The sequence below is a fragment of the Streptomyces sp. 1222.5 genome, assembly GCF_900105245.1.
Lineage (GTDB): Bacteria > Actinomycetota > Actinomycetes > Streptomycetales > Streptomycetaceae > Streptomyces > Streptomyces albidocamelliae.
Map to the genome: position 1 here is coordinate 3679864 of NZ_FNSZ01000001.1, position 18510 is coordinate 3698373.

Here is an 18510-nt window from a genome sequence, read left to right on the forward strand (position 1 = left end):
ATCGGTGGCCGGGCCCTTCGCGTCGTACGGATCAGCGCCGGTGCTGGCTGTCCGCCACCGTCACCTCGACCCGCTGGAACTCCTTCAGCTCGCTGTAGCCGGTCGTGGCCATGGCGCGGCGCAGGGCACCGAAGAAGTTCATGGAGCCGTCCGGGGTGTGGGACGGGCCGGTGAGGATCTCCTCCAGGCTGCCGACCGTGCCGAGGTCGACCTTCTGACCGCGCGGCAGCTCCTCGTTGACCGCCTCCATGCCCCAGTGGTGGCCCTTGCCGGGCACGTCCGTGGCGCGGGCCAGCGGGGAGCCCATCATCACCGAGTCGGCACCGCAGGCGATCGCCTTGGGCAGGTCGCCGGACCAGCCGACCCCGCCGTCCGCGATCACGTGCACGTACCGGCCGCCGGACTCGTCCATGTAGTCGCGGCGGGCCGCGGCCACGTCGGCGACGGCGGTGGCCATCGGGACCTGGATGCCGAGGACGTTGCGCGTGGTGTGCGCCGCGCCGCCGCCGAAGCCGACCAGGACGCCGGCCGCGCCGGTCCGCATGAGGTGCAGGGCGGCGGTGTACGTGGCGCAGCCGCCGACGATCACCGGGACGTCCAGCTCGTAGATGAACTGCTTGAGGTTCAGCGGCTCGTGCGAGGACGAGACGTGCTCCGCGGAGACCGTCGTACCGCGGATGACGAAGATGTCCACACCCGCGTCCACGACCGCCTTGGAGAACTGGGCGGTGCGCTGCGGGGAGAGCGCGGCCGCGGTGACCACACCGGAGTCGCGCACCTCCTTGATGCGGGCGCCGATCAGCTCCTCCTTGATGGGAGCCGCGTAGATCTCCTGGAGTCGGCGGGTCGCCTGCTCGGCGGGCAGCCCGGCGATCTCGTCGAGCAGCGGCTGCGGGTCCTCGTACCGCGTCCACAGGCCCTCGAGGTTGAGCACGCCGAGGCCGCCCATCTCGCCGATGCGGATCGCGGTGGCCGGGGAGACCACGGAGTCCATGGGGGCGGCCAGGAACGGCAGCTCGAAGCGGTAGGCGTCGATCTGCCAGGCGATCGAGACCTCCTTCGGGTCCCGCGTACGGCGGCTGGGGACGACGGCGATGTCGTCGAAGGCGTACGCCCGGCGGCCGCGCTTGCCGCGCCCGATCTCGATCTCAGTCACGTTGGTGGCCTTTCCCTATGCGTTGCAGCGCCTTCCAGTATCGCCGACGGGCACGGCAGGGGCGGCCCCGGATGCTCCGGAGCCGCCCCTGCGTGGCCTCATGCGCGCGCGTACGTCACTTCTTGCTGCTGTAGTTCGGCGCCTCGACCGTCATCTGGATGTCGTGCGGGTGGCTCTCCTTCAGGCCCGCGGACGTGATCCGCACGAAGCGGCCGTTGGCCTGAAGGTCCGGAACGGTGCGGCCGCCGACGTAGAACATCGACTGGCGCAGACCGCCGACCAGCTGGTGGACGACGGAGGCCAGCGGGCCGCGGTAGGGCACCTGGCCCTCGATGCCCTCGGGGATCAGCTGCTCGTCGGAGGCGACGCCCTCCTGGAAGTAGCGGTCCTTGGAGAACGACCGGCGGTCGCCGCGGGTCTGCATGGCGGCGAGCGAGCCCATGCCGCGGTACGACTTGAACTGCTTGCCGTTGATGAAGAGCAGCTCGCCCGGGGACTCCTCGCAGCCGGCGAGCAGCGAGCCGAGCATGACCGTGTCGGCGCCCGCGACCAGGGCCTTGGCGATGTCGCCGGAGTACTGCAGACCACCGTCGCCGATCACCGGGACACCCGCGTCCTTGGCGGCGAGCGCGGCCTCGTAGATCGCGGTGACCTGCGGGACGCCGACGCCGGCGACCACGCGGGTGGTGCAGATGGAGCCGGGGCCGACACCGACCTTGATGCCGTCGGCGCCCGCGTCGACCAGGGACTTGGCGCCGTCGCGGGTGGCGACGTTGCCGCCGATGACGTCGACGCCGGAGGAGTTCGACTTGATCTTGGCGATCATGTCGCCGACCAGGCGGGAGTGGCCGTGGGCGGTGTCCACGACGATGAAGTCGACGCCGTTCTCGATCAGCGCCTGGGCGCGCTCGAAGGCGTCACCGGCCACACCGACGGCGGCACCGACCAGGAGGCGGCCGTCCGCGTCCTTGGCGGCGCTCGGGTACTTCTCCGCCTTGACGAAGTCCTTGACGGTGATCAGGCCCTTGAGGACACCGGCGTCGTCGACCAGCGGCAGCTTCTCGATCTTGTGCTTGCGCAGCAGTTCCATGGCCTCGGGGCCGGAGATGCCGACCTTGCCGGTGACCAGCGGCATCGGGGTCATGACCTCGTGCACCCGGCGGCTGCGGTCGCTCTCGAAGGCCATGTCGCGGTTGGTGACGATGCCGAGGAGCTTCTTGTCGCCGTCGGTCACCGGGACGCCGCTGATGCGGAACTTGGCGCACAGCGCGTCGGCCTCGGCGAGCGTGGCCTCCGGGTGAATGGTGATCGGGTCGGCGACCATGCCGGACTCGGAGCGCTTCACCAGGTCGACCTGGTTGGCCTGGTCCTCGATGGAGAGGTTGCGGTGCAGGACGCCGACACCGCCCTGGCGGGCCATCGCGATCGCCATGCGGGACTCGGTCACCTTGTCCATGGCGGCGGACAGGAGCGGGATGTTGACCCGCACGTTCCTGGAGACGTGCGAGGCGGTGTCGATCTCGTCGGGCGCCATGTCCGACGCGCCCGGCAGCAGCAGCACGTCGTCGTAGGTCAGCCCGAGTGTCGCGAATTTTCCGGGCACTCCGTCGACGTTGGCAGTCATGACACCTTCCCCAAATGGCCTTGATCGGTGCGGATGTCCATGCTAACGGGAAGCATCGACAGCAAATTCCACGGTACGGGGTGACTTCAGGCTTCGTATGTTCGTACGGAAATGACGGCGCGCACGTTCAGCCGCGAGCCGCCGATGCTCCGCCCAAGGGGGTTACTGCTCGGCGAGCGCCCTGAGGCGGCTCAGCGCCCGGTGCTGGGCGACCCGGACGGCGCCGGGTGACATTCCCAACATCTGCCCGGTCTCCTCCGCGGTCAAGCCCACCGCGATGCGCAGCAGCAGCAGCTCGCGCTGGTTCTCCGGGAGGTTGGCCAGCAGCTTCTTGGCCCATTCCGCGTCGCTGCTGAGCAGGGCGCGCTCCTCGGGGCCGAGGGAGTCGTCGGGGCGCTCGGGCATCTCGTCGGACGGCACCGCCGTGGAGCCGGGGTGGCGCATCGCGGCCCGCTGCAGGTCGGCGACCTTGTGGGAGGCGATGGCAAAGACGAACGCCTCGAAGGGGCGGCCGGTGTCGCGGTAGCGCGGCAGGGCGAGCAGCACCGCCACGCAGACCTCCTGGGCGAGGTCCTCGACGAAGTGGCGGGCGTCGCCGGGCAGCCGGGACAGCCGGGTGCGGCAGTAGCGCAGCGCCAGCGGGTGCACGTGCGCGAGCAGATCGTGCGTGGCCTGCTCGTCCCCGTCGACGGCGCGGTGCACGAGCGGGCCGATCGCCCCGCGGGCCGTGCCCGCCTCGTCGTCGCGCATCGGACCATCGTGCCCTGTGGCCGTCCGGTCCGTCGCATTGTGCTCGTGGTTGTGCACCGAAGCGTTATGAGCAGGTGCGCCGGCACTCATCCCCTGCGCCCTCCCCTTCCGCTCGACCGACTCGTCCCCGAGAGACTCCACACCTCAAGGATGCGGCATCCGCGCCGAAACGAGCAGCGCGCGTCCGGCGGGTCGCCTTGCGCACCGCCCCCGGGTGGCTCCGGCGGAGTCCCGCGCGGGGCGCGGGAACGGCCGGCGCGGGCAACGTCCCGCCCTTCGCCGAACGGCCCCGGAACACAGGGTCTTTCCTGGTACGGGGCACGGCGGCGGGCCGCTGCCCGCCTCGGCGTCACGGTGCGGCGGGCGCCGGCGGGCGTGGTTCCGGAGCGGCCGGCCGGCACGCTCCGGGGGTGACGCACACCTCGCCGGGAGCCGGGCCCGGCCGGCCCGGTGCGGGCACGGGCGCGTCCCGCGCCTTCCCCTGGGGCGGTGGGTGCGGCGGCCCGTGAACCGCGGCCGGCAACCCGGTCGCCGGGGCACGCCCGAGCTGCCGGGCGGCCGCGCGTCCGCGCGGGACGCGGCGCACACCGCCCGGGTCCCGTCGTGCCGTCCGGCTGCTGCCGAGAGAGGCGGAGCCGTTCCCGGCGTCGGGAACGGTGCCCGGTGCGATCCGGTCCCGCCTGCCCCGCAGGGCTGCGCATGTCCTACCGGACCAGTCCCCAGCGGAAGCCGAGCGCCACCGCGTGGGCCCGGTCCGAGGCGCCGAGCTTCTTGAACAGGCGCCGGGCGTGGGTCTTGACGGTGTCCTCGGAGAGGAACAGCTCGCGGCCGATCTCCGCGTTGGAGCGGCCGTGGCTCATGCCCTCCAGGACCTGGATCTCCCGCGCGGTCAGCGTCGGCGCGGCACCCATCTCGGCCGAGCGGAGCCGGCGGGGGGCCAGTCGCCAGGTCGGGTCGGCCAGCGCCTGCGTCACCGTCGCGCGCAACTCCGCGCGCGAGGCGTCCTTGTGCAGGTAGCCGCGGGCGCCGGCGGCGACCGCGAGGGCCACACCGTCGAGGTCCTCCGCGACGGTGAGCATGATGATGCGTGCGCCGGGGTCGGCGGAGAGCAGCCGGCGGACGGTCTCCACCCCGCCCAGGCCGGGCATGCGCACGTCCATCAGGATGAGGTCGGAGCGGTCGGCGCCCCAGCGGCGGAGGACTTCCTCGCCGTTGGCCGCCGTCGTCACACGCTCGACACCGGGCACGGTCGCGACCGCGCGGCGGAGCGCCTCTCGGGCAAGCGGGGAGTCGTCGCAGACGAGGACGGAAGTCATGACCGCCCTCCGCAGCTGATGCGCGTCACCTTGAGCCTCCAGGCTGGTACGGAATCGTCACCTGTGCGGTCGACCGTCTCGGACGCCTGCCCGAGCGCTTGTGTTTTCAACCGCCTCCGCACTCTCAACGACGGTCACTCGAAAGAGTTACGGGGCTGCGTGCCGTCTTCGGCACTCTACGTGAGGGCGTCGACACGGTGCAGACATGCCCGACGGACCCTCGACTTTCCATCACAACCCATGCCCCATTCAGCCCTTTTTCTTCCCGTTTCGCAGTGTCCGGGGCTAGATTCGCAATGAGTCATATTTTCATCTCCTTAGACCGGAGATGTACGGTCGTTGGCACCGTATCCGCCCAGAACGGCTACAAGGGGTCACGTAATGGCAGATTTCTCCCGCCTTCCCGGACCGAACGCGGACCTGTGGGACTGGCAGCTGCTCGCTGCCTGCCGCGGGGTGGACAGCTCGCTCTTTTTTCACCCGGAGGGCGAGCGCGGGGCGGCTCGGAGCGCTCGCGAGAACTCGGCCAAGGAGGTCTGCATGAGGTGCCCCGTCCGTGCGGAGTGCGCGGCGCACGCGTTGGCGGTGCGCGAGCCGTACGGAGTGTGGGGCGGCTTGACCGAGGACGAGCGTGAGGAGTTGATGGGGCGGGCACGCAACCGCCTGGTGTCGGCATCGAGCACCAGCGGCGACACCGCCTCGAACCACTGAAGGAACGTTTCACCACCCATAGACCACCGGGTGCGTCCCATCCCCTCCTGGGCACGCGGGAAGGCGTGCCCTCGACTCTGCCGCAGCCCTTCTACGGACGCCCGGCCGCCCGGGCCGCCCGGGCCAGCTGTTCCAGCGTCGCCGCCACGGTCGGCACCTGTGCCAGGTCCGGCAGGGTGAGAGCGACGATCTCCCGTCGTACCGCGGGCTCCAGCCGCACCGCCCGCACCCCCCGGGGCCGCACCGACTCCACCGCGAGCTGCGGCAGTACGGCGACCCCGAGCCCGGCGCCGACCAGGCCGACCACCGCCGGATAGTCGTCGGTGGCGAAGTCGATGCGCGGGGTGAAGCCGGCTCCCTCGCACACCTGCACGAGCTGGCCGCGGCAGCGCGGGCAGCCCGCGATCCAGGGCTCCTCGGCCAGTTCACCGATGGCGACGCTCTCCGCGCGCGCGATCCGGTGCCGCTCGGGCACGAGGGCGACCAGGCGGTCCGTCAGCAGGGGCCGTACGACGAGGTCGTCCCAGTCCTCGGCGGTGGCGGCGCCCTCGTAGCGGAAGGCGAGGGCGAGGTCGCAGTCCCCCTCCCGCAGCAGGTCCACGGACTTGGGGGGCTCGGCCTCCTCCAGGGAGACACGGGTGCCCGGGTGGGCGGCGCGCAGGGCGGCCAGGGCGGTGGGCACCAGGGTGGAGCTGCCGCTGGGAAAGGAGACCAGCCGGACCCGGCCCGCCCTCAGCCCCGCGATCGCGGCGACCTCCTCCTCGGCCGCGGTGAGGCCCGCCAGGATGCCGGAGGCATGCCGGACCAGAGCCTCCCCGGCCTGGGTGAGGCGCATCTCGCGGCCGGTGCGCACGAGCAGCGGCGTGCCGACCGAGGCTTCCAGGGCCTTCATCTGCTGGCTGACGGCGGGCTGGGTGCAGCCCAGTTCGCGCCCCGCCGCCGAGAAGGAACCGGTGGTGGCGACGGCGCGCAGGACACGGAGATGACGGGCCTCGATCACCTTTCGAGCATAAGGGCTACTTGGGGAGGGCGTCACAAATCCGCTCGACGCTTTGAGAAGGCTCACGTACCGTTCCCGGCATGCAGCTTCTCTCTGTCAATCTGGGCCGCCCGCAGCCGGTGCCCTACACGGACCAGCCGGAAGGCGTGACGGGCATCGACAAGAAGCCGGCCGAGGGGCCGGTGCGGGTGGCGGCGCCGGGCCCCAAGGGGATTGGGGCCGGCGGGCTCGCCGGGGACGCCGTGTGCGACCTGCGGCACCACGGCGGGGTCGACCAGGCGGTGTACGCGTTCGCCCGCGAGGACCTCGACGACTGGGAGCGCGAACTCGGCCGATCGTTGGCCAACGGTTGCTTCGGAGAGAACCTGACGACGGCCGGTCTGGACGTCTCCGGCGCGCTGATCGGCGAGCGGTGGCGGATCGGTTCCGAGGTGGTGCTGGAGGTGACCTCCGGGCGGATCCCGTGCCGTACGTTCCAGGGCCATCTGGGCGAACGCGGGTGGGTCAAGAGGTTCACACGGAAGGGCGCAACGGGTGCCTACCTCCGGGTGATCGAGCCGGGCGGGATACAGGCGGGTGATCCGATCGAGATCGTGCACCGGCCCGGGCACGGGGTGACGGCGGCGCTGCAGTTCCGTGCGGTCACCACCGAGCGGGAACTGCTGCCGCGACTGCTCGACGCGGGCGACGCGCTGCACACGGAGTCGCTGGCCGCGGCCCGCAAGTACATCGCCGCACAGGCCCGCTGAGGGCACGTCACCGGCCGCGCCGCCGTCGGTGCGGGTCACTACCCTTGGGCCATGACAACGGCTCTGATTACGGGATCGACCGCGGGGATCGGCGCCGCATTCGCGCGGCGGCTGGCGGCTGACGGGCACGACCTCGTCCTGGTCGCCCGGGACACCAAGCGGCTGCGCGAGCAGGCGACCGAACTGCACGACCGGCACGGCATCGAGGTGGAGGTGCTGAGCGCCGACCTGTCCGAGGACAAGGGCATCGAGACGGTCGCCGACCGGCTCGGCGACCGGAAGAACCCGGTCGACCTGCTGATCAACAACGCCGGCTTCGGCAACAAGGGCCGCTACCTGGACGTGTCCATGGCGGACGAGCTGAAGATGCTCAAGGTGCACTGCGAGGCGGTGCTCCGGCTGACGTCGGCGGCGGCCGCGGCGATGCGGGAGCGCGGGCGGGGCGGGGTCGTCAACGTCGCCTCGGTGGCCGCCTTCGTGCCGCGCGGCACGTACGGCGCGTCCAAGGCGTGGGTCGTGCAGTTCACGCAAGGCGCGGCGAAGGACCTGGCGGGCAGCGGCGTGCGCCTGATGGCGCTGTGCCCGGGCTTCGTGCGCACCGAGTTCCACCAGCGGGCCGGCATGGGCACGGACAACATCCCCGGCTGGATGTGGCTGGACGCCGACAAGCTGGTCGCGGCGGCGCTCGCGGACCTGGCACGCGGCAAGTCGTTGTCCGTCCCGGACCCGCGGTACAAGGCGCTGATGGGGCTGGTGAAGGTCACCCCGCGCGGGCTGCTGGGCGGGATCAGCTCCCGGACGGGACGCAAGTACGGGCCCCAGTAGGACGGGTGGCGCCCGCGTTCCGGTGGGAAAATGGGCCTGACGGATCCGGACCCAGGGGGCCGGGAGGCGGCGCCATGACGTTCGTACAGCTCATCGACTGCAGGACCAGCCGGCTCGACGAGATGAACCGGTTGATCGACCAGTGGGTCGAACAGACCAGGGGGAAGCGCACCGCGACGCACGCGGTGATCGGCACGGACCGCTCGGACGCCTCGCACGTCGTCGAGATCGTGGAGTTCCCGTCGTACGACGAGGCGATGCGAAACTCGAAGCTGCCGGAGACCGACCGGATCTTCCGGGAGATGGCCGCCCTGTGCGACGGGACGCCGACCTTCACCGACCTGGACGTCGTACGCGACGAGCCGCTGGAGGCGGCCGCCGCGCGCCGCTTCTTCGAGACGATCGCCGTGCGGGGACCGCTGCCCCCGCTGAACGGCCTGCTCGCGGAGAACTACCACCACCACGACCCGGGCGACGAGCAGGACGCACTCGGGCTGGACAACATGCGGCGCGAGATCGAGATGTGGCGCGGCGGCTTCGACTTCACGTTCACGGTCGAGGACCAGCTCACCCAGGGGGACCGGGTATGCACCCGGTGGTCGTGGAACGGCATCCAGAAGGGCGAGTTCCTGGGCCTGCCGAACACCGGCCGGGAGGTGTCCATGACGGGGACGACCGTCTTCCGGTTCGACGGCACGGGCAGGATCCGCGAGGGCTGGTGGCAGTACGACCGGCTGGGTCTGATGGAGCAGTTGGGGGCGCTGGACGCGCTGGAGAACTAGCCTCGCACGGCGAGGGCCCGGCACCCCGAGGGGTGCCGGGCCCTGCTGTCCCGTTCCTGACGTGCGTCAGTGGGCGTGGCCGTGCGAGTGGCCGTGGCCGGCGGCCTCCGGCTCCTCTTCCTTCTTCTCGACGACCAGGGTCTCGGTCGTGAGCAGCAGGGAGGCGATGGAGGCGGCGTTCTCCAGGGCGGAGCGGGTGACCTTCACCGGGTCGATGACGCCGGCCTTGATCAGGTCGCCGTACTCGCCGGTGGCGGCGTTGTAGCCCTGTCCCTTGTCCAGGTCCTTGACCTTGGACACGATGACGTAGCCCTCCTGGCCGGCGTTCTCACCGATCCAGCGCAGCGGCTCGACCACGGCGTTGCGGACCACGGAGACACCGGTGGCCTCGTCGCCGGTCTTGTCGAGGTTGCCCTCGAGGACCTTGGAGGCGTGGACCAGGGCGGAGCCACCACCGGAGACGATGCCCTCCTCGACCGCGGCGCGGGTCGCGGAGATGGCGTCCTCCAGACGGTGCTTCTTCTCCTTCAGCTCCACCTCGGTGGCGGCGCCGACCTTGATCACGCACACGCCGCCGGCCAGCTTCGCGAGGCGCTCCTGGAGCTTCTCGCGGTCCCAGTCGGAGTCCGTGGACTCGATCTCGGCCTTGATCTGGGCGATGCGGCCCTCGACGTCCGCCTTGTTGCCGGCACCGTCGACGATCGTGGTGTCGTCCTTGGTGACGGTGACGCGGCGGGCGGAGCCGAGCACGTCGATGCCGACCTGGTCGAGCTTGAGGCCGACCTCCTCGGAGATGACGGTGGCGCCGGTGAGGGTGGCCATGTCCTGGAGCATCGCCTTGCGGCGGTCGCCGAAGCCGGGGGCCTTCACCGCGACGGCGTTGAAGGTGCCGCGGATCTTGTTGACGACCAGGGTCGACAGGGCCTCGCCCTCGACGTCCTCGGCGATGATCAGCAGCGGGCGCGAGGAGTTGGCCTGGATGACCTTCTCCAGCAGCGGCAGCAGGTCGGCGATCGCGCCGATCTTGCCCTGCGTGATCAGGATGTAGGGCTCGTCGAGGACGGCCTCCATGCGCTCCTGGTCCGTCACGAAGTACGGCGACAGGTAGCCCTTGTCGAAGGCCATGCCCTCGGTGAAGTCCAGCTCCAGACCGAAGGTGTTGGACTCCTCGACGGTGATAACACCGTCCTTGCCGACCTTGTCCATCGCCTCGGCGATGAGCTCGCCGACCTGCTGGTCCTGGGCGGACAGCGCGGCGACCGCGGCGATGTCGGACTTCTCGTCGATCGGGCGGGCCGTGGCGAGCAGCTCCTCGGAGACGGCGGCGACGGCGGCGTCGATGCCCTTCTTGAGGGCGGCCGGGGAGGCGCCGGCGGCGACGTTGCGCAGGCCCTCGCGGACCAGGGCCTGGGCCAGCACGGTGGCGGTGGTGGTGCCGTCACCAGCGATGTCGTTGGTCTTGGTCGCCACCTCCTTCACCAGCTGCGCGCCGAGGTTCTCGTACGGGTCCTCGATCTCGACCTCGCGGGCGATCGTGACACCGTCGTTGGTGATGGTGGGGGCGCCGAACTTCTTGTCGATGACGACGTTGCGGCCCTTGGGGCCGATCGTCACCTTCACCGTGTCGGCCAGCTTGTTGACGCCGCGCTCCAGGGCGCGACGGGCGTCCTCGTCGAACTTCAGGATCTTCGCCATGACAGCGGCAGCCCTCTCGGAAATCTGTGGGTGTAAAAGGCACTGCGCCCCGGGCGCCCGGTTTCTTATGTGGTCGCGGGGGCCAGGGGCGCAGCATCAAGCATCAATGGTGCTCGAGGTGTCTTACTTCTCGATGATCGCGAGGACGTCGCGAGCCGAGAGGACGAGGAACTCCTCGCCGTTGTACTTCACCTCGGTGCCGCCGTACTTGCTGTACAGGACGACGTCGCCGACCTTGACGTCGAGCGGAAGGCGCTCGCCGTTCTCGAAACGGCCCGGGCCCACGGCGAGGACGGCGCCCTCCTGGGGCTTCTCCTTCGCGGTGTCCGGGATGACCAGGCCAGAGGCGGTGGTCTGCTCGGCGTCGAGCGGCTGGACCACAATGCGGTCCTCGAGCGGCTTGATGGCAACCTTGGAGCTGGTGGTCGTCACGATCCGACCTCCCCCTTCGGAGATCTCACGGGGTTAACTGTCTGAGGTGGCGACCAGGTGGATCCGTCGTCGCGGGTGCCGGACCTGCCCGTCGCGTGTTGGCACTCTCCAGGGGGGAGTGCCAGACCCGAGACTATGACCGCGATTAGCACTCGGTCAAGCGGAGTGCCAATGCCGCGCGGCGCGTCGGCGGAATCGGGTGCGTGGAGTCCGTGATGCGACCCGGTCTCCGCCCCGCTGTCGCCGGGGGCCGCTCCCCTCGAAGGCGCCCGCTGCGGCCTTACGCCCTCGCCCGTCGGACGCTGGACGTCGGACGGGCTGAACCTCCTACAGGTAGTCCTCCAGCCGTCCCACCGTCAGGCCCCGTTGCTGGACCCGGCGCAGGACACGGGTCGTGCGTTCCCTCAGGGTGGGGCCCGTGGACTCGTCCGGGCCGACGAGGATGATGTCGCCGGGGCGGAGCCGGTGGTCGCCGCTCGTGTAGACGAGGTCGGCCGGGGTGAGGGCGGCGCGCCACAGGACGACCGCCGAGATGCCGCAGTCGGCCGCCGCGCGCAGGGTGGTGCGGTCGTACGTGCCGTAGGGCGGGCGGAAGAGACGGGCCCGGACGCCGAGCCGGGCGCTCAGCCGGTCCTGCTGGCCGCAGATCTCGGCGCGCTGGCCCGCGTACGGCTGCCCGGCCAGGGCGCGGTGGTCGAGGGTGTGGTTCTGGATGCCGGCGCCGAGCCGGCGCAGCCGCGCGAAGTGGTCGTAGCCGGGGCCGGCGATGCTGTCGGTGAGGAACATGCTCACGGGGAGCCGGAGTTCGCGGACCATGTCGACGAAGCGGGGGTCCTGCTCGGCGCCGTCGTCGTAGGTGAGGAAGACGACGGGGTCGCCCGTGGGGACGCGGTCCAGGACGCGTGGCAGGGTGCCGCGCGCGCCGTCCGGGTCCAGCCCGAGGGGCCGGGCGGCGGGGCGGGGCGGGCGGCGCAGGGGCTCGGTCAGGCCCCAGTGGCGGTAGGAGCGGTCGGGGGCGGGGCCGGACGGGCGTACCCCTTGAGCGGCCTTCTTGCCGAGGCGCTCGATGGGGTCGACCGACTGCGCGCAGCCCGTGAGGAGGAGTGCCGCGGCGAGGACCGCGGCCGGGCCCCGCGCCCGCCTCACAGGTAGTCCTCCAGGCGGGCCACCGCGTAGCCCTCGCGCGTGACCTTGTTCAGGAAGCGGCGCATGTCGTCGACCATCGTGCCGTTCCAGTCGTCCCGGCCGCGGAAGTGGGTGAGCACGATGTCGCCGCGGCGCAGCCGCTGGTCGTCCTCGCGGTACTCCCAGTGGTCGACGAAGACCTCCTCGTTCCAGATCGGCGCGTACTTGATGCCGCAGGACTTGGCGGCGACCAGGGTGTCCTGGTTGTAGTTGCCGTACGGCGGGCGGAAGACGGTGGGCGCCTTGCCGAACTGCTTCTTCATGATGTCCTGCATGCCGCAGATCTCGTCCCGCTGCTCCTCGTAGGACAGACCCGGCAGGTAGGGGTGGTGCAGCGTGTGGTTGTTGAGGGTGTTGCCGTAGCCCTTCATCGCCCGGAAGTAGGCGTAGTCGTCCTTCACCAGGTAGTTGCTGAGGAAGGCGGTGTACGGGACGCCCAGCTCCCGCATCATGGCGAGGAACCGCGGGTCCTTCTCGGCGCCGTCGTCGATCGTCAGGAAGACGACCTTCTGCTCGGTGGGGACCGTGGTGAAGACCGGAGGCAGGTTCCAGTCCTCCTGGTGGTCCACCTCGAACCCGGCGCGGGCGGTGATCCTCGGCTTCTTCGCGGGGGGCGGCGGAGGCGTCAGCGGGGCCCGGTCCAGTCCCCAGCGCCGGGCGGCGGCGGCCAGCCGGGCGTGTTCGGCGGCCTGGCGGGCCTCGGGGCCGAGGGCCTGCGCGGGGTCGCGTCTGACGGGTGCGGAGCCCGCGGAGTCCGGGCCGGCGCAGCCGGCGAGCAGGGCGGCGGTGGCCAGCGTGGCGGCGCAGCCGCCGAGGAGCAGCCGCCGGAGACGAGTCCGGCTTTTGTCATTTTGTACTACTTCTCGCATGGTGCCGGATCCTCGCAGGACCCGTCCCCGAACCCGGGCCGACACCTCCGCCGGAGGCACAGCATCCACCGACTGGCCCACAATGACCCGGTGAACGACCTCGCCCTCCTCCTCACCCCCGAAGGCCGCGCCCTCCTCGACGAGGTGCGCGACACCGCGCCCGCACAGGAGCTGGCCGTGGCCACCCGGCTGCGCCGCGACCATCCGGCCGAGCTGGTGTCGGCCGCGCTCGGCCAGGCACGGCTGCGGCAGCGGGCGGCGGCGAAGTTCGGCGCCGAGGACGCCGGGCGGATGTTCTTCACGCCCGACGGCGTCGAGCAGTCGACGCGGGCCCGGGTGGCGGCGTACCGGGCACGCCGGTTCGCGGAGCTGGGCGTGGCCTCGGTGGCCGACCTGTGCTGCGGGATCGGCGGCGACGCCATCGCGCTGGCGCGGGCGGGGATCCGGGTGCTGGCCGTCGACCGGGACCCGGTGACGGCGGCGGTGGCGCGGGCGAACGCCGACGCGCTCGGTCTCGCCGGATTGATCGAGGTGCGGGAGGCCGACGTCACGGAGGTGGACACCGCCGGGTACGACGCGGTGTTCGTGGACCCGGCCCGGCGGGGCGGACGCGGCCGCATCTTCGATCCCGAGGCGTACTCGCCGCCGCTGTCCTGGGCGGTCGGCGCGGCCCGCTCCGCGCCCCGGGCGGCTCTCAAGATCGCCCCGGGCATCCCGCACGAGGCGGTGCCGGCCGAGGCGGGGGCGGAGTGGATCTCCGACGGCGGGGACGTGAAGGAGGCCGTGCTGTGGTTCGGCACCGGGGCCGCCGGCACCGTCCGGGCCACGCTGCTGCCCGGCCCGCGCACCCTGCCCGGCCGCGGCCTGCCCGACCCCCAGGTGCGTGCGGTGGGACGGTACCTGTACGAGCCCGACGGCGCCGTGATCCGTGCGCATCTGGTCGCCGAGGTGGCCGAGGAGGTGGGCGGCGGACTCCTCGACGCGACGATCGCCTACGTCACGGCCGACGAACTGCGGCCCACCGCGTTCGCCTCGGCCTACGAGATCACCGACCGGCTTCCGTTCAACGTGAAGAGACTGAAGGCCCTGCTGCGGGAGCGGGAGGTCGGCATCCTGACCGTGAAGAAGCGCGGCTCGGCCGTGGAGCCGGAGGAGCTGCGCCGCAAGGTCAGGCCCCAGGGACCCCACGCGGCCACCGTGTTCCTCACCCGGGTAGCGGGGGCACCGACCATGCTGATCGGCTCCCCCGTCCGGCCCTCGGGCCCCGGCGCGGCGTAGGGCCCCCTCCCCGCCCCGGGGCGGGCCTCAACCGGTCGGCAGGGACCGGAGCCTGGACTCGAGCAGGGCGCGTTCGCGTCCGTTGCGGGCCAGTTCCGCCGCCCGCAGGAACTCCTCGCGGGCCTCGGCCGTGCGTCCCAGGCGGGCCAGCAGGTCGCCGCGGACGCTGGGCAGCAGGTGGTACTCGCGCAGGGCCGGCTCCGCGGCCAGGGCGTCGACCAGCTTAAGGCCCTCGGCCGGACCGTCGGCCAGGGAGACGGCGACCGCCCGGTTCAGCTCGACCACGGGAGACGGGGCACGGGCCGCCAGCAGGCCGTAGAGGGTGGCGATGGCGCGCCAGTCGGTCTCCTCGTACGTGTACGCGTGCGCGTGGCACGCGGCGATCGCCGCCTGGAGCGCGTAGGGGCCGGGGCCACCGCTCGCGGTGGCGTCGGCGCGGGCGAGGGACCGGACGCCGCGGGCGATCAGCATGCGGTTCCAGCGGCGGCGGTTCTGGTCGCGCAGCAGCACCGGTGCGCCGTCGGGGCCGGTGCGGGCGGCGGCCCGGGACGCCTGGAACTCCAGCAGCGAGGTCAGCGCGTGCACCTCGGGTTCCTTGGGCATCAGCCCGGACAGCAAGCGGGCCAGGCGCAGGGCGTCCTCGCACAGTCCGGGACGCAGCCAGTCGTCGCCGGCGGTGGCCGCGTACCCCTCGTTGAAGATCAGGTAGATGACGTCCAGGACGGATCCGAGACGGGCTTCGCGATCGGGGCCGTACGGCACCTCGAAGGCGACGTTCTTCGTGGCGAGGGTGCGTTTGGCGCGGACGATGCGCTGGGCGGTCGTCGGTTCCGGGACCAGGAAGGCCCGGGCGATCTCCGCCGTCGTCAGGCCGCCGAGCAGGCGCAGGGTGAGCGCGGTGCGGGCCTCGGGGGACAGCACCGGGTGGCAGGTGGTGAACACCAGCCGCAGCAGGTCGTCGTCGATGTCGTCCGGGGCGGAGGGTTCCGCGGGCGGTGCCACGGTCTCGAGGTCGCGGCCGATCTCGGCGAGTTTGCGGGTGTAGGTCTCGCGGCGCCGGATCAGGTCGACGGCCCGGTGCCGTGCGGTGGCCATGAGCCAGGCGCCGGGGTTGTCGGGCACGCCGTCGCGCGGCCACCGCTCCAGGGCGGCGACCAGTGCGTCCTGGGCCAGTTCCTCGGCGATGCCGACGTCCCGGACGATCCGGGCGACACCGGCGATCACCCGGGGCGACTCCAGCCGGAAGACGGTCTCGATCGCGCGCACGGTGTCGGTCACCGCGCCGGGCGCCGGGGCGGGGGGCCGCGCGGCGGGCGGCTGCGGTGCGGTGGGCTGCGTTTCCACAGCCCACCATGCAACACCTCCGGACGGCGGAACGCCAGGAACGCCTAGCCCTCGGCGATCTCCCGGACCTCGCAGGTCACGGTCCAGAACTCCTCGTGGACCTGGAGGAACCGCTTGGTCCACTCCAGGGCCTCGGCCTTGTCCTTGCACTGCATGAGGGCGTAGCCGCCGATGACCTCCTTGGTCTCGGTGAAGGGGCCGTCGGTGACGGAGATCTTCCCGCCCTCCCAGGTGACCCGGGTGCCCTGGGCGGAGGGGGTGAGACCCGCGGTGTCGAGCATCACGCCGGCCTTGGTGATCTCCTCGATCAGCGCGCCCATGCGCTGCATCAGCTCCTCGCTGGGGCCCTCCGCCGGTGCGGAGGACTCGTCGATGCGCACGAGCGACAGGAAGCGGGGCATGGAGACTCCTTCGGTGGGGCGGCGGGACCGTTCCCCGCCGCTCACCCATGCGTCGAACGGGAGACGGCCGGATCGACAGGCTCGGCGGAATTTCCCGAAGATTTTTTTCCGGCAGCTGTTCGTGCAGGTCAGCGCACGTGTCTAGCGCAAGGACGCCCACAGTTCACCGGCCGCCGGTTCCTTGGCGACCACCCGGTTGGGGTCGGAGGGCGCAGGGAGGACCGGCATCGTCACGGTCCTCGTCCGGTCAGCGGTCAGGCCCCGCAGGCTGCGGCCGAGGCTCATCAGCTCGTTCAGGGAGTCGAGGCCGGTGTCGGTGGTCAGGCTCGCGGTGAGGGCGTCGGCGACCTGGTACAGCCCGGCCGGGTCGGTGAGCAGGTTCATGGTGGCGATGCGCTCCAGCAGCGCCTTCACCAGCTTCTGCTGCAGGCCTATGCGGCCGAGGTCGCTGCCGTCGCCCATGCCGTGCCGGGTGCGGGCGAGGGCCAGGGCCTGGGTGCCGTCGAGGTGGTGGTCGCCGGCGTCCAGCCGCAGATGACTCTTGTCGTCGTCGATGTCCTGGTCGGTGGTGACGTCGACCCCGCCGAGCGCGTCCACCAGCTTCGCGAAGCCGGCGAAGTCGATCTCGACGTAGTGGTCCATGCGGACGTGCGTGAGCGACTCGACGGTCTTCACGGCGCACACCGGACCGCCCACCGAGTACGCACTGTTGAACATGGCGCCGTGGGTCACCGCCGTCGAACCGCCGGACGGGAGCGGGCACGACGGGCGGGTGACGAGGGTGTCGCGCGGGATGCTGACGACGGTGGCCTCCGTACGGCCCGCGTCGATGTGCACGACCATCGCGGTGTCGGACCGGGCGCCACCGCTGTCGCCGCCGCCGAGCGCCTTGTTGGTCTTGCCGCTGCGCGAGTCCGAGCCGAGGACCAGGATGTTCAGGGAGCCGCTCGGCAGTGGGGAGGCGGCGGCCGTGGACGGGGTGACCACCGCCCGTGCGGGCCGGTCGTCGCCGAGCGCGGTGTTGATGTCGACGCTTCTGATGTTGTCGTCGAGATGCCGGTACGCCCAGGTCGTGGCGGCGGCTGCGAGCACCAGCGCGCCCGCCAGGGCGAAGCCGGTGATGCGCAGCGCTCTCCGCCGCCGGCCACCCGGTCCGCCCGTGTCGCTTTGTTCCTCGTGTCGCGTCACGGGCAGGAACGTACGTCCGAATTATTAGGGGACTGTTAGCAGAAGCCGCCCGAGTCGGCATTCCAGGGAAATTCTCATCCCGGGAGCACCGAGTCCTCGTTCCCGGCTCCGGCTCCGCCTCCGAAAGTTTCGGCCCCGACCGGCGTCAGCCCGCGGCCGGCGCCGCCGTGCTCGACCGCACCACCAGACGGGTCGCCAGTTCCACCCGGGTCGCGGACCGTTCCTCCCGCTCCCGGCCGAGCTCCAGCACCAGCCGGGCCGCCGCTTCGGCCATCTCGGTCAGCGGCTGCCGGACGGTCGTCAGCGGCGGGCCGACCCAGCGGGACACCGGCAGATCGTCGAAGCCGACGACGCTGAGGTCCTCGGGGATGCGCAGCCCCAGCTCGCGGGCCGCCTCGTACAGGCCGAGCGCCTGGAGGTCGTTGCCCGCGAAGACGGCGGTCGGCCGGTCGGGGCGGCGCAGCAGCTCCAGGCCCAGCCGGTAGCCGGCGTCGTGGTGGAAGTCGCCGGTCAGCACGAGCGAGGGGTCGGCGGGCAGCCCGGCCGTCTCCAGGGCGGCCCGGTAGCCGTCCACGCGGGCCCGGCTGCACATCATCCGGGAGGGGCCGCTGATCGCCCCGATCCGGGTGTGGCCGAGGTCCACCAGATGCCGGGTGGCGGCGAGACCGCCCTGCCAGTTGGTGGCGCCGATCGAGGGCACGTCGGGTCCCGGGTCGCCGGCCGGGTCCATCACCACGAACGGGATGGACCGGCTGGTCAGCAGCGCACGCTGGGGCTCGTCGAGCCCGGACAGCACGAGCACCACGCCGTGCGGACGGCGGGCGGCGACCTGGTCGGCCCAGGTCCGGCCGGGGGTGAGCCGTCCCGCGGACTCCGACAGCACCACGCTCAGCCCGGCGTCCCGGGCCACGTTCTCCACGCCCCGGATGACCTCCATCGCCCAGGCGCTCTCCAGTTCGTGGAAGACCAGGTCGATCAGCGGGGAACGGGAGGCCTCGGCGCGGCGGCGCCGGTAGCCGTGGGTGCGCAGCAGTTCCTCGACACGAGTACGGGTCGCGGCGGCGACGTCCGCACGCCCATTGAGCACCTTCGAAACAGTCGGAGCGGACACCCCGGCCGCGCGGGCGATCTCGGCCAGGGTCGCCGTCTGCGTTTCTACGGACTTCGCGGGCTTCATGGCCGCGATCGTATCGCCGTTGAGCCTC

The 18510-nt window shown here is 71.8% G+C and carries 18 protein-coding genes; 5 read left to right on the top strand and 13 right to left on the bottom strand.

Going from position 1 to position 18510, the window contains the following annotated elements; translation table 11 throughout:
* Positions 1-31 precede the first annotated feature (31 nt).
* The 4 genes from BLW57_RS16400 to BLW57_RS16415 form a co-directional block, all read right to left on the bottom strand.
* A complete protein-coding gene (locus tag BLW57_RS16400) occupies positions 32-1156 on the bottom strand; it encodes a GuaB3 family IMP dehydrogenase-related protein (protein ID WP_093475398.1) in 1125 nt (374 codons plus the stop codon).
* 115 nt (positions 1157-1271) lie between these two features.
* Complete coding sequence (guaB, locus tag BLW57_RS16405; protein WP_073888683.1) at positions 1272-2780, bottom strand: IMP dehydrogenase; 1509 nt, start codon at positions 2778-2780, stop codon at positions 1272-1274.
* A 162-nt stretch (positions 2781-2942) separates the two neighbouring features.
* Positions 2943-3530: a sigma-70 family RNA polymerase sigma factor gene (locus tag BLW57_RS16410; protein ID WP_093475400.1), complete on the bottom strand. Its 588-nt coding sequence runs from the start codon at positions 3528-3530 to the stop codon at positions 2943-2945.
* A 704-nt stretch (positions 3531-4234) separates the two neighbouring features.
* Positions 4235-4846: a response regulator transcription factor gene (locus BLW57_RS16415; RefSeq protein ID WP_003948568.1), complete on the bottom strand. Its 612-nt coding sequence runs from the start codon at positions 4844-4846 to the stop codon at positions 4235-4237.
* A gap of 381 nt (positions 4847-5227) precedes the next feature.
* Between BLW57_RS16415 and BLW57_RS16420 the strand changes: the two genes are divergently transcribed.
* Entirely contained in the window at positions 5228-5557 is a 330-nt protein-coding gene (locus BLW57_RS16420; protein ID WP_073888679.1) for a WhiB family transcriptional regulator, read from the top strand.
* Positions 5558-5648: 91 nt separating this feature from the next.
* On the opposite strand, the gene BLW57_RS16425 is transcribed toward BLW57_RS16420, so the two are convergent.
* Positions 5649-6557: a LysR family transcriptional regulator gene (locus tag BLW57_RS16425; RefSeq protein WP_093475401.1), complete on the bottom strand. Its 909-nt coding sequence runs from the start codon at positions 6555-6557 to the stop codon at positions 5649-5651.
* Between the two features lie 80 nt (positions 6558-6637).
* Here BLW57_RS16425 and BLW57_RS16430 point away from each other — a divergent pair, with 80 nt between their 5' ends.
* The 3 genes from BLW57_RS16430 (at position 6638) to BLW57_RS16440 (ending at position 8913) form a co-directional block, all read left to right on the top strand.
* Entirely contained in the window at positions 6638-7306 is a 669-nt protein-coding gene (locus BLW57_RS16430; RefSeq protein ID WP_093475403.1) for an MOSC domain-containing protein, read from the top strand.
* Between the two features lie 51 nt (positions 7307-7357).
* Entirely contained in the window at positions 7358-8131 is a 774-nt protein-coding gene (locus BLW57_RS16435; RefSeq protein ID WP_093475404.1) for an SDR family NAD(P)-dependent oxidoreductase, read from the top strand.
* A gap of 74 nt (positions 8132-8205) precedes the next feature.
* On the top strand, positions 8206-8913 hold the full coding sequence (locus BLW57_RS16440; RefSeq protein WP_093475406.1) for an ester cyclase: 708 nt from the start codon (positions 8206-8208) through the stop codon (positions 8911-8913).
* A 66-nt stretch (positions 8914-8979) separates the two neighbouring features.
* On the opposite strand, the gene groL is transcribed toward BLW57_RS16440, so the two are convergent.
* The 4 genes from groL to BLW57_RS16460 all read right to left on the bottom strand — a co-directional run bounded on the left by groL (position 8980) and on the right by BLW57_RS16460 (position 13094).
* Positions 8980-10608, bottom strand: coding sequence for a chaperonin GroEL (gene groL / locus BLW57_RS16445; RefSeq protein ID WP_093475407.1), 1629 nt, complete (start codon positions 10606-10608; stop codon positions 8980-8982).
* A 123-nt stretch (positions 10609-10731) separates the two neighbouring features.
* The gene (gene groES, locus BLW57_RS16450) at positions 10732-11040 is read right to left on the bottom strand and encodes a co-chaperone GroES (RefSeq protein ID WP_057584642.1); all 309 of its coding nucleotides are present in this window, start codon (positions 11038-11040) and stop codon (positions 10732-10734) included.
* Between the two features lie 327 nt (positions 11041-11367).
* Positions 11368-12186 (bottom strand): polysaccharide deacetylase family protein, encoded by an 819-nt coding sequence (locus tag BLW57_RS16455; RefSeq protein ID WP_093475409.1) that lies wholly within the window; start codon positions 12184-12186, stop codon positions 11368-11370.
* Positions 12183-13094: a polysaccharide deacetylase family protein gene (locus BLW57_RS16460; RefSeq protein WP_176985607.1), complete on the bottom strand. Its 912-nt coding sequence runs from the start codon at positions 13092-13094 to the stop codon at positions 12183-12185. Before BLW57_RS16460 ends, BLW57_RS16455 begins: the two co-directional genes overlap by 4 nt.
* Positions 13095-13184: 90 nt before the next feature.
* Between BLW57_RS16460 and BLW57_RS16465 the strand changes: the two genes are divergently transcribed.
* Positions 13185-14372, top strand: coding sequence for a class I SAM-dependent methyltransferase (locus BLW57_RS16465; protein ID WP_176985608.1), 1188 nt, complete (start codon positions 13185-13187; stop codon positions 14370-14372).
* A gap of 27 nt (positions 14373-14399) precedes the next feature.
* On the opposite strand, the gene BLW57_RS16470 is transcribed toward BLW57_RS16465, so the two are convergent.
* The 4 genes from BLW57_RS16470 to BLW57_RS16485 all read right to left on the bottom strand — a co-directional run bounded on the left by BLW57_RS16470 (position 14400) and on the right by BLW57_RS16485 (position 18482).
* A complete protein-coding gene (locus tag BLW57_RS16470) occupies positions 14400-15716 on the bottom strand; it encodes an RNA polymerase sigma factor (RefSeq protein WP_093475410.1) in 1317 nt (438 codons plus the stop codon).
* Between the two features lie 44 nt (positions 15717-15760).
* Complete coding sequence (locus BLW57_RS16475; protein WP_093475412.1) at positions 15761-16117, bottom strand: YciI family protein; 357 nt, start codon at positions 16115-16117, stop codon at positions 15761-15763.
* 141 nt (positions 16118-16258) lie between these two features.
* Positions 16259-17305, bottom strand: a complete 1047-nt coding sequence (locus BLW57_RS16480; protein ID WP_176985609.1) for an LCP family protein — start codon at positions 17303-17305, stop codon at positions 16259-16261.
* A 145-nt stretch (positions 17306-17450) separates the two neighbouring features.
* Positions 17451-18482 (bottom strand): LacI family DNA-binding transcriptional regulator, encoded by a 1032-nt coding sequence (locus BLW57_RS16485; protein ID WP_093475413.1) that lies wholly within the window; start codon positions 18480-18482, stop codon positions 17451-17453.
* Positions 18483-18510 lie beyond the last annotated feature (28 nt).

What these genes read in the sequence shown, in the direction of transcription:
- guaB (WP_073888683.1), bottom strand. Translation starts at nt 2,780, where the DNA reads ATGACTGCCAACGTCGACGGAGTGCCCGGAAAATTCGCGACACTCGGG.
- BLW57_RS16410 (WP_093475400.1), bottom strand. Translation starts at nt 3,530, where the DNA reads ATGCGCGACGACGAGGCGGGCACGGCCCGCGGGGCGATCGGCCCGCTC.
- BLW57_RS16415 (WP_003948568.1), bottom strand. Translation starts at nt 4,846, where the DNA reads ATGACTTCCGTCCTCGTCTGCGACGACTCCCCGCTTGCCCGAGAGGCG.
- BLW57_RS16420 (WP_073888679.1), top strand. Translation starts at nt 5,228, where the DNA reads ATGGCAGATTTCTCCCGCCTTCCCGGACCGAACGCGGACCTGTGGGAC.
- BLW57_RS16430 (WP_093475403.1), top strand. Translation starts at nt 6,638, where the DNA reads ATGCAGCTTCTCTCTGTCAATCTGGGCCGCCCGCAGCCGGTGCCCTAC.
- BLW57_RS16435 (WP_093475404.1), top strand. Translation starts at nt 7,358, where the DNA reads ATGACAACGGCTCTGATTACGGGATCGACCGCGGGGATCGGCGCCGCA.
- BLW57_RS16440 (WP_093475406.1), top strand. Translation starts at nt 8,206, where the DNA reads ATGACGTTCGTACAGCTCATCGACTGCAGGACCAGCCGGCTCGACGAG.
- groL (WP_093475407.1), bottom strand. Translation starts at nt 10,608, where the DNA reads ATGGCGAAGATCCTGAAGTTCGACGAGGACGCCCGTCGCGCCCTGGAG.
- BLW57_RS16460 (WP_176985607.1), bottom strand. Translation starts at nt 13,094, where the DNA reads ATGCGAGAAGTAGTACAAAATGACAAAAGCCGGACTCGTCTCCGGCGG.
- BLW57_RS16475 (WP_093475412.1), bottom strand. Translation starts at nt 16,117, where the DNA reads ATGCCCCGCTTCCTGTCGCTCGTGCGCATCGACGAGTCCTCCGCACCG.
- BLW57_RS16485 (WP_093475413.1), bottom strand. Translation starts at nt 18,482, where the DNA reads ATGAAGCCCGCGAAGTCCGTAGAAACGCAGACGGCGACCCTGGCCGAG.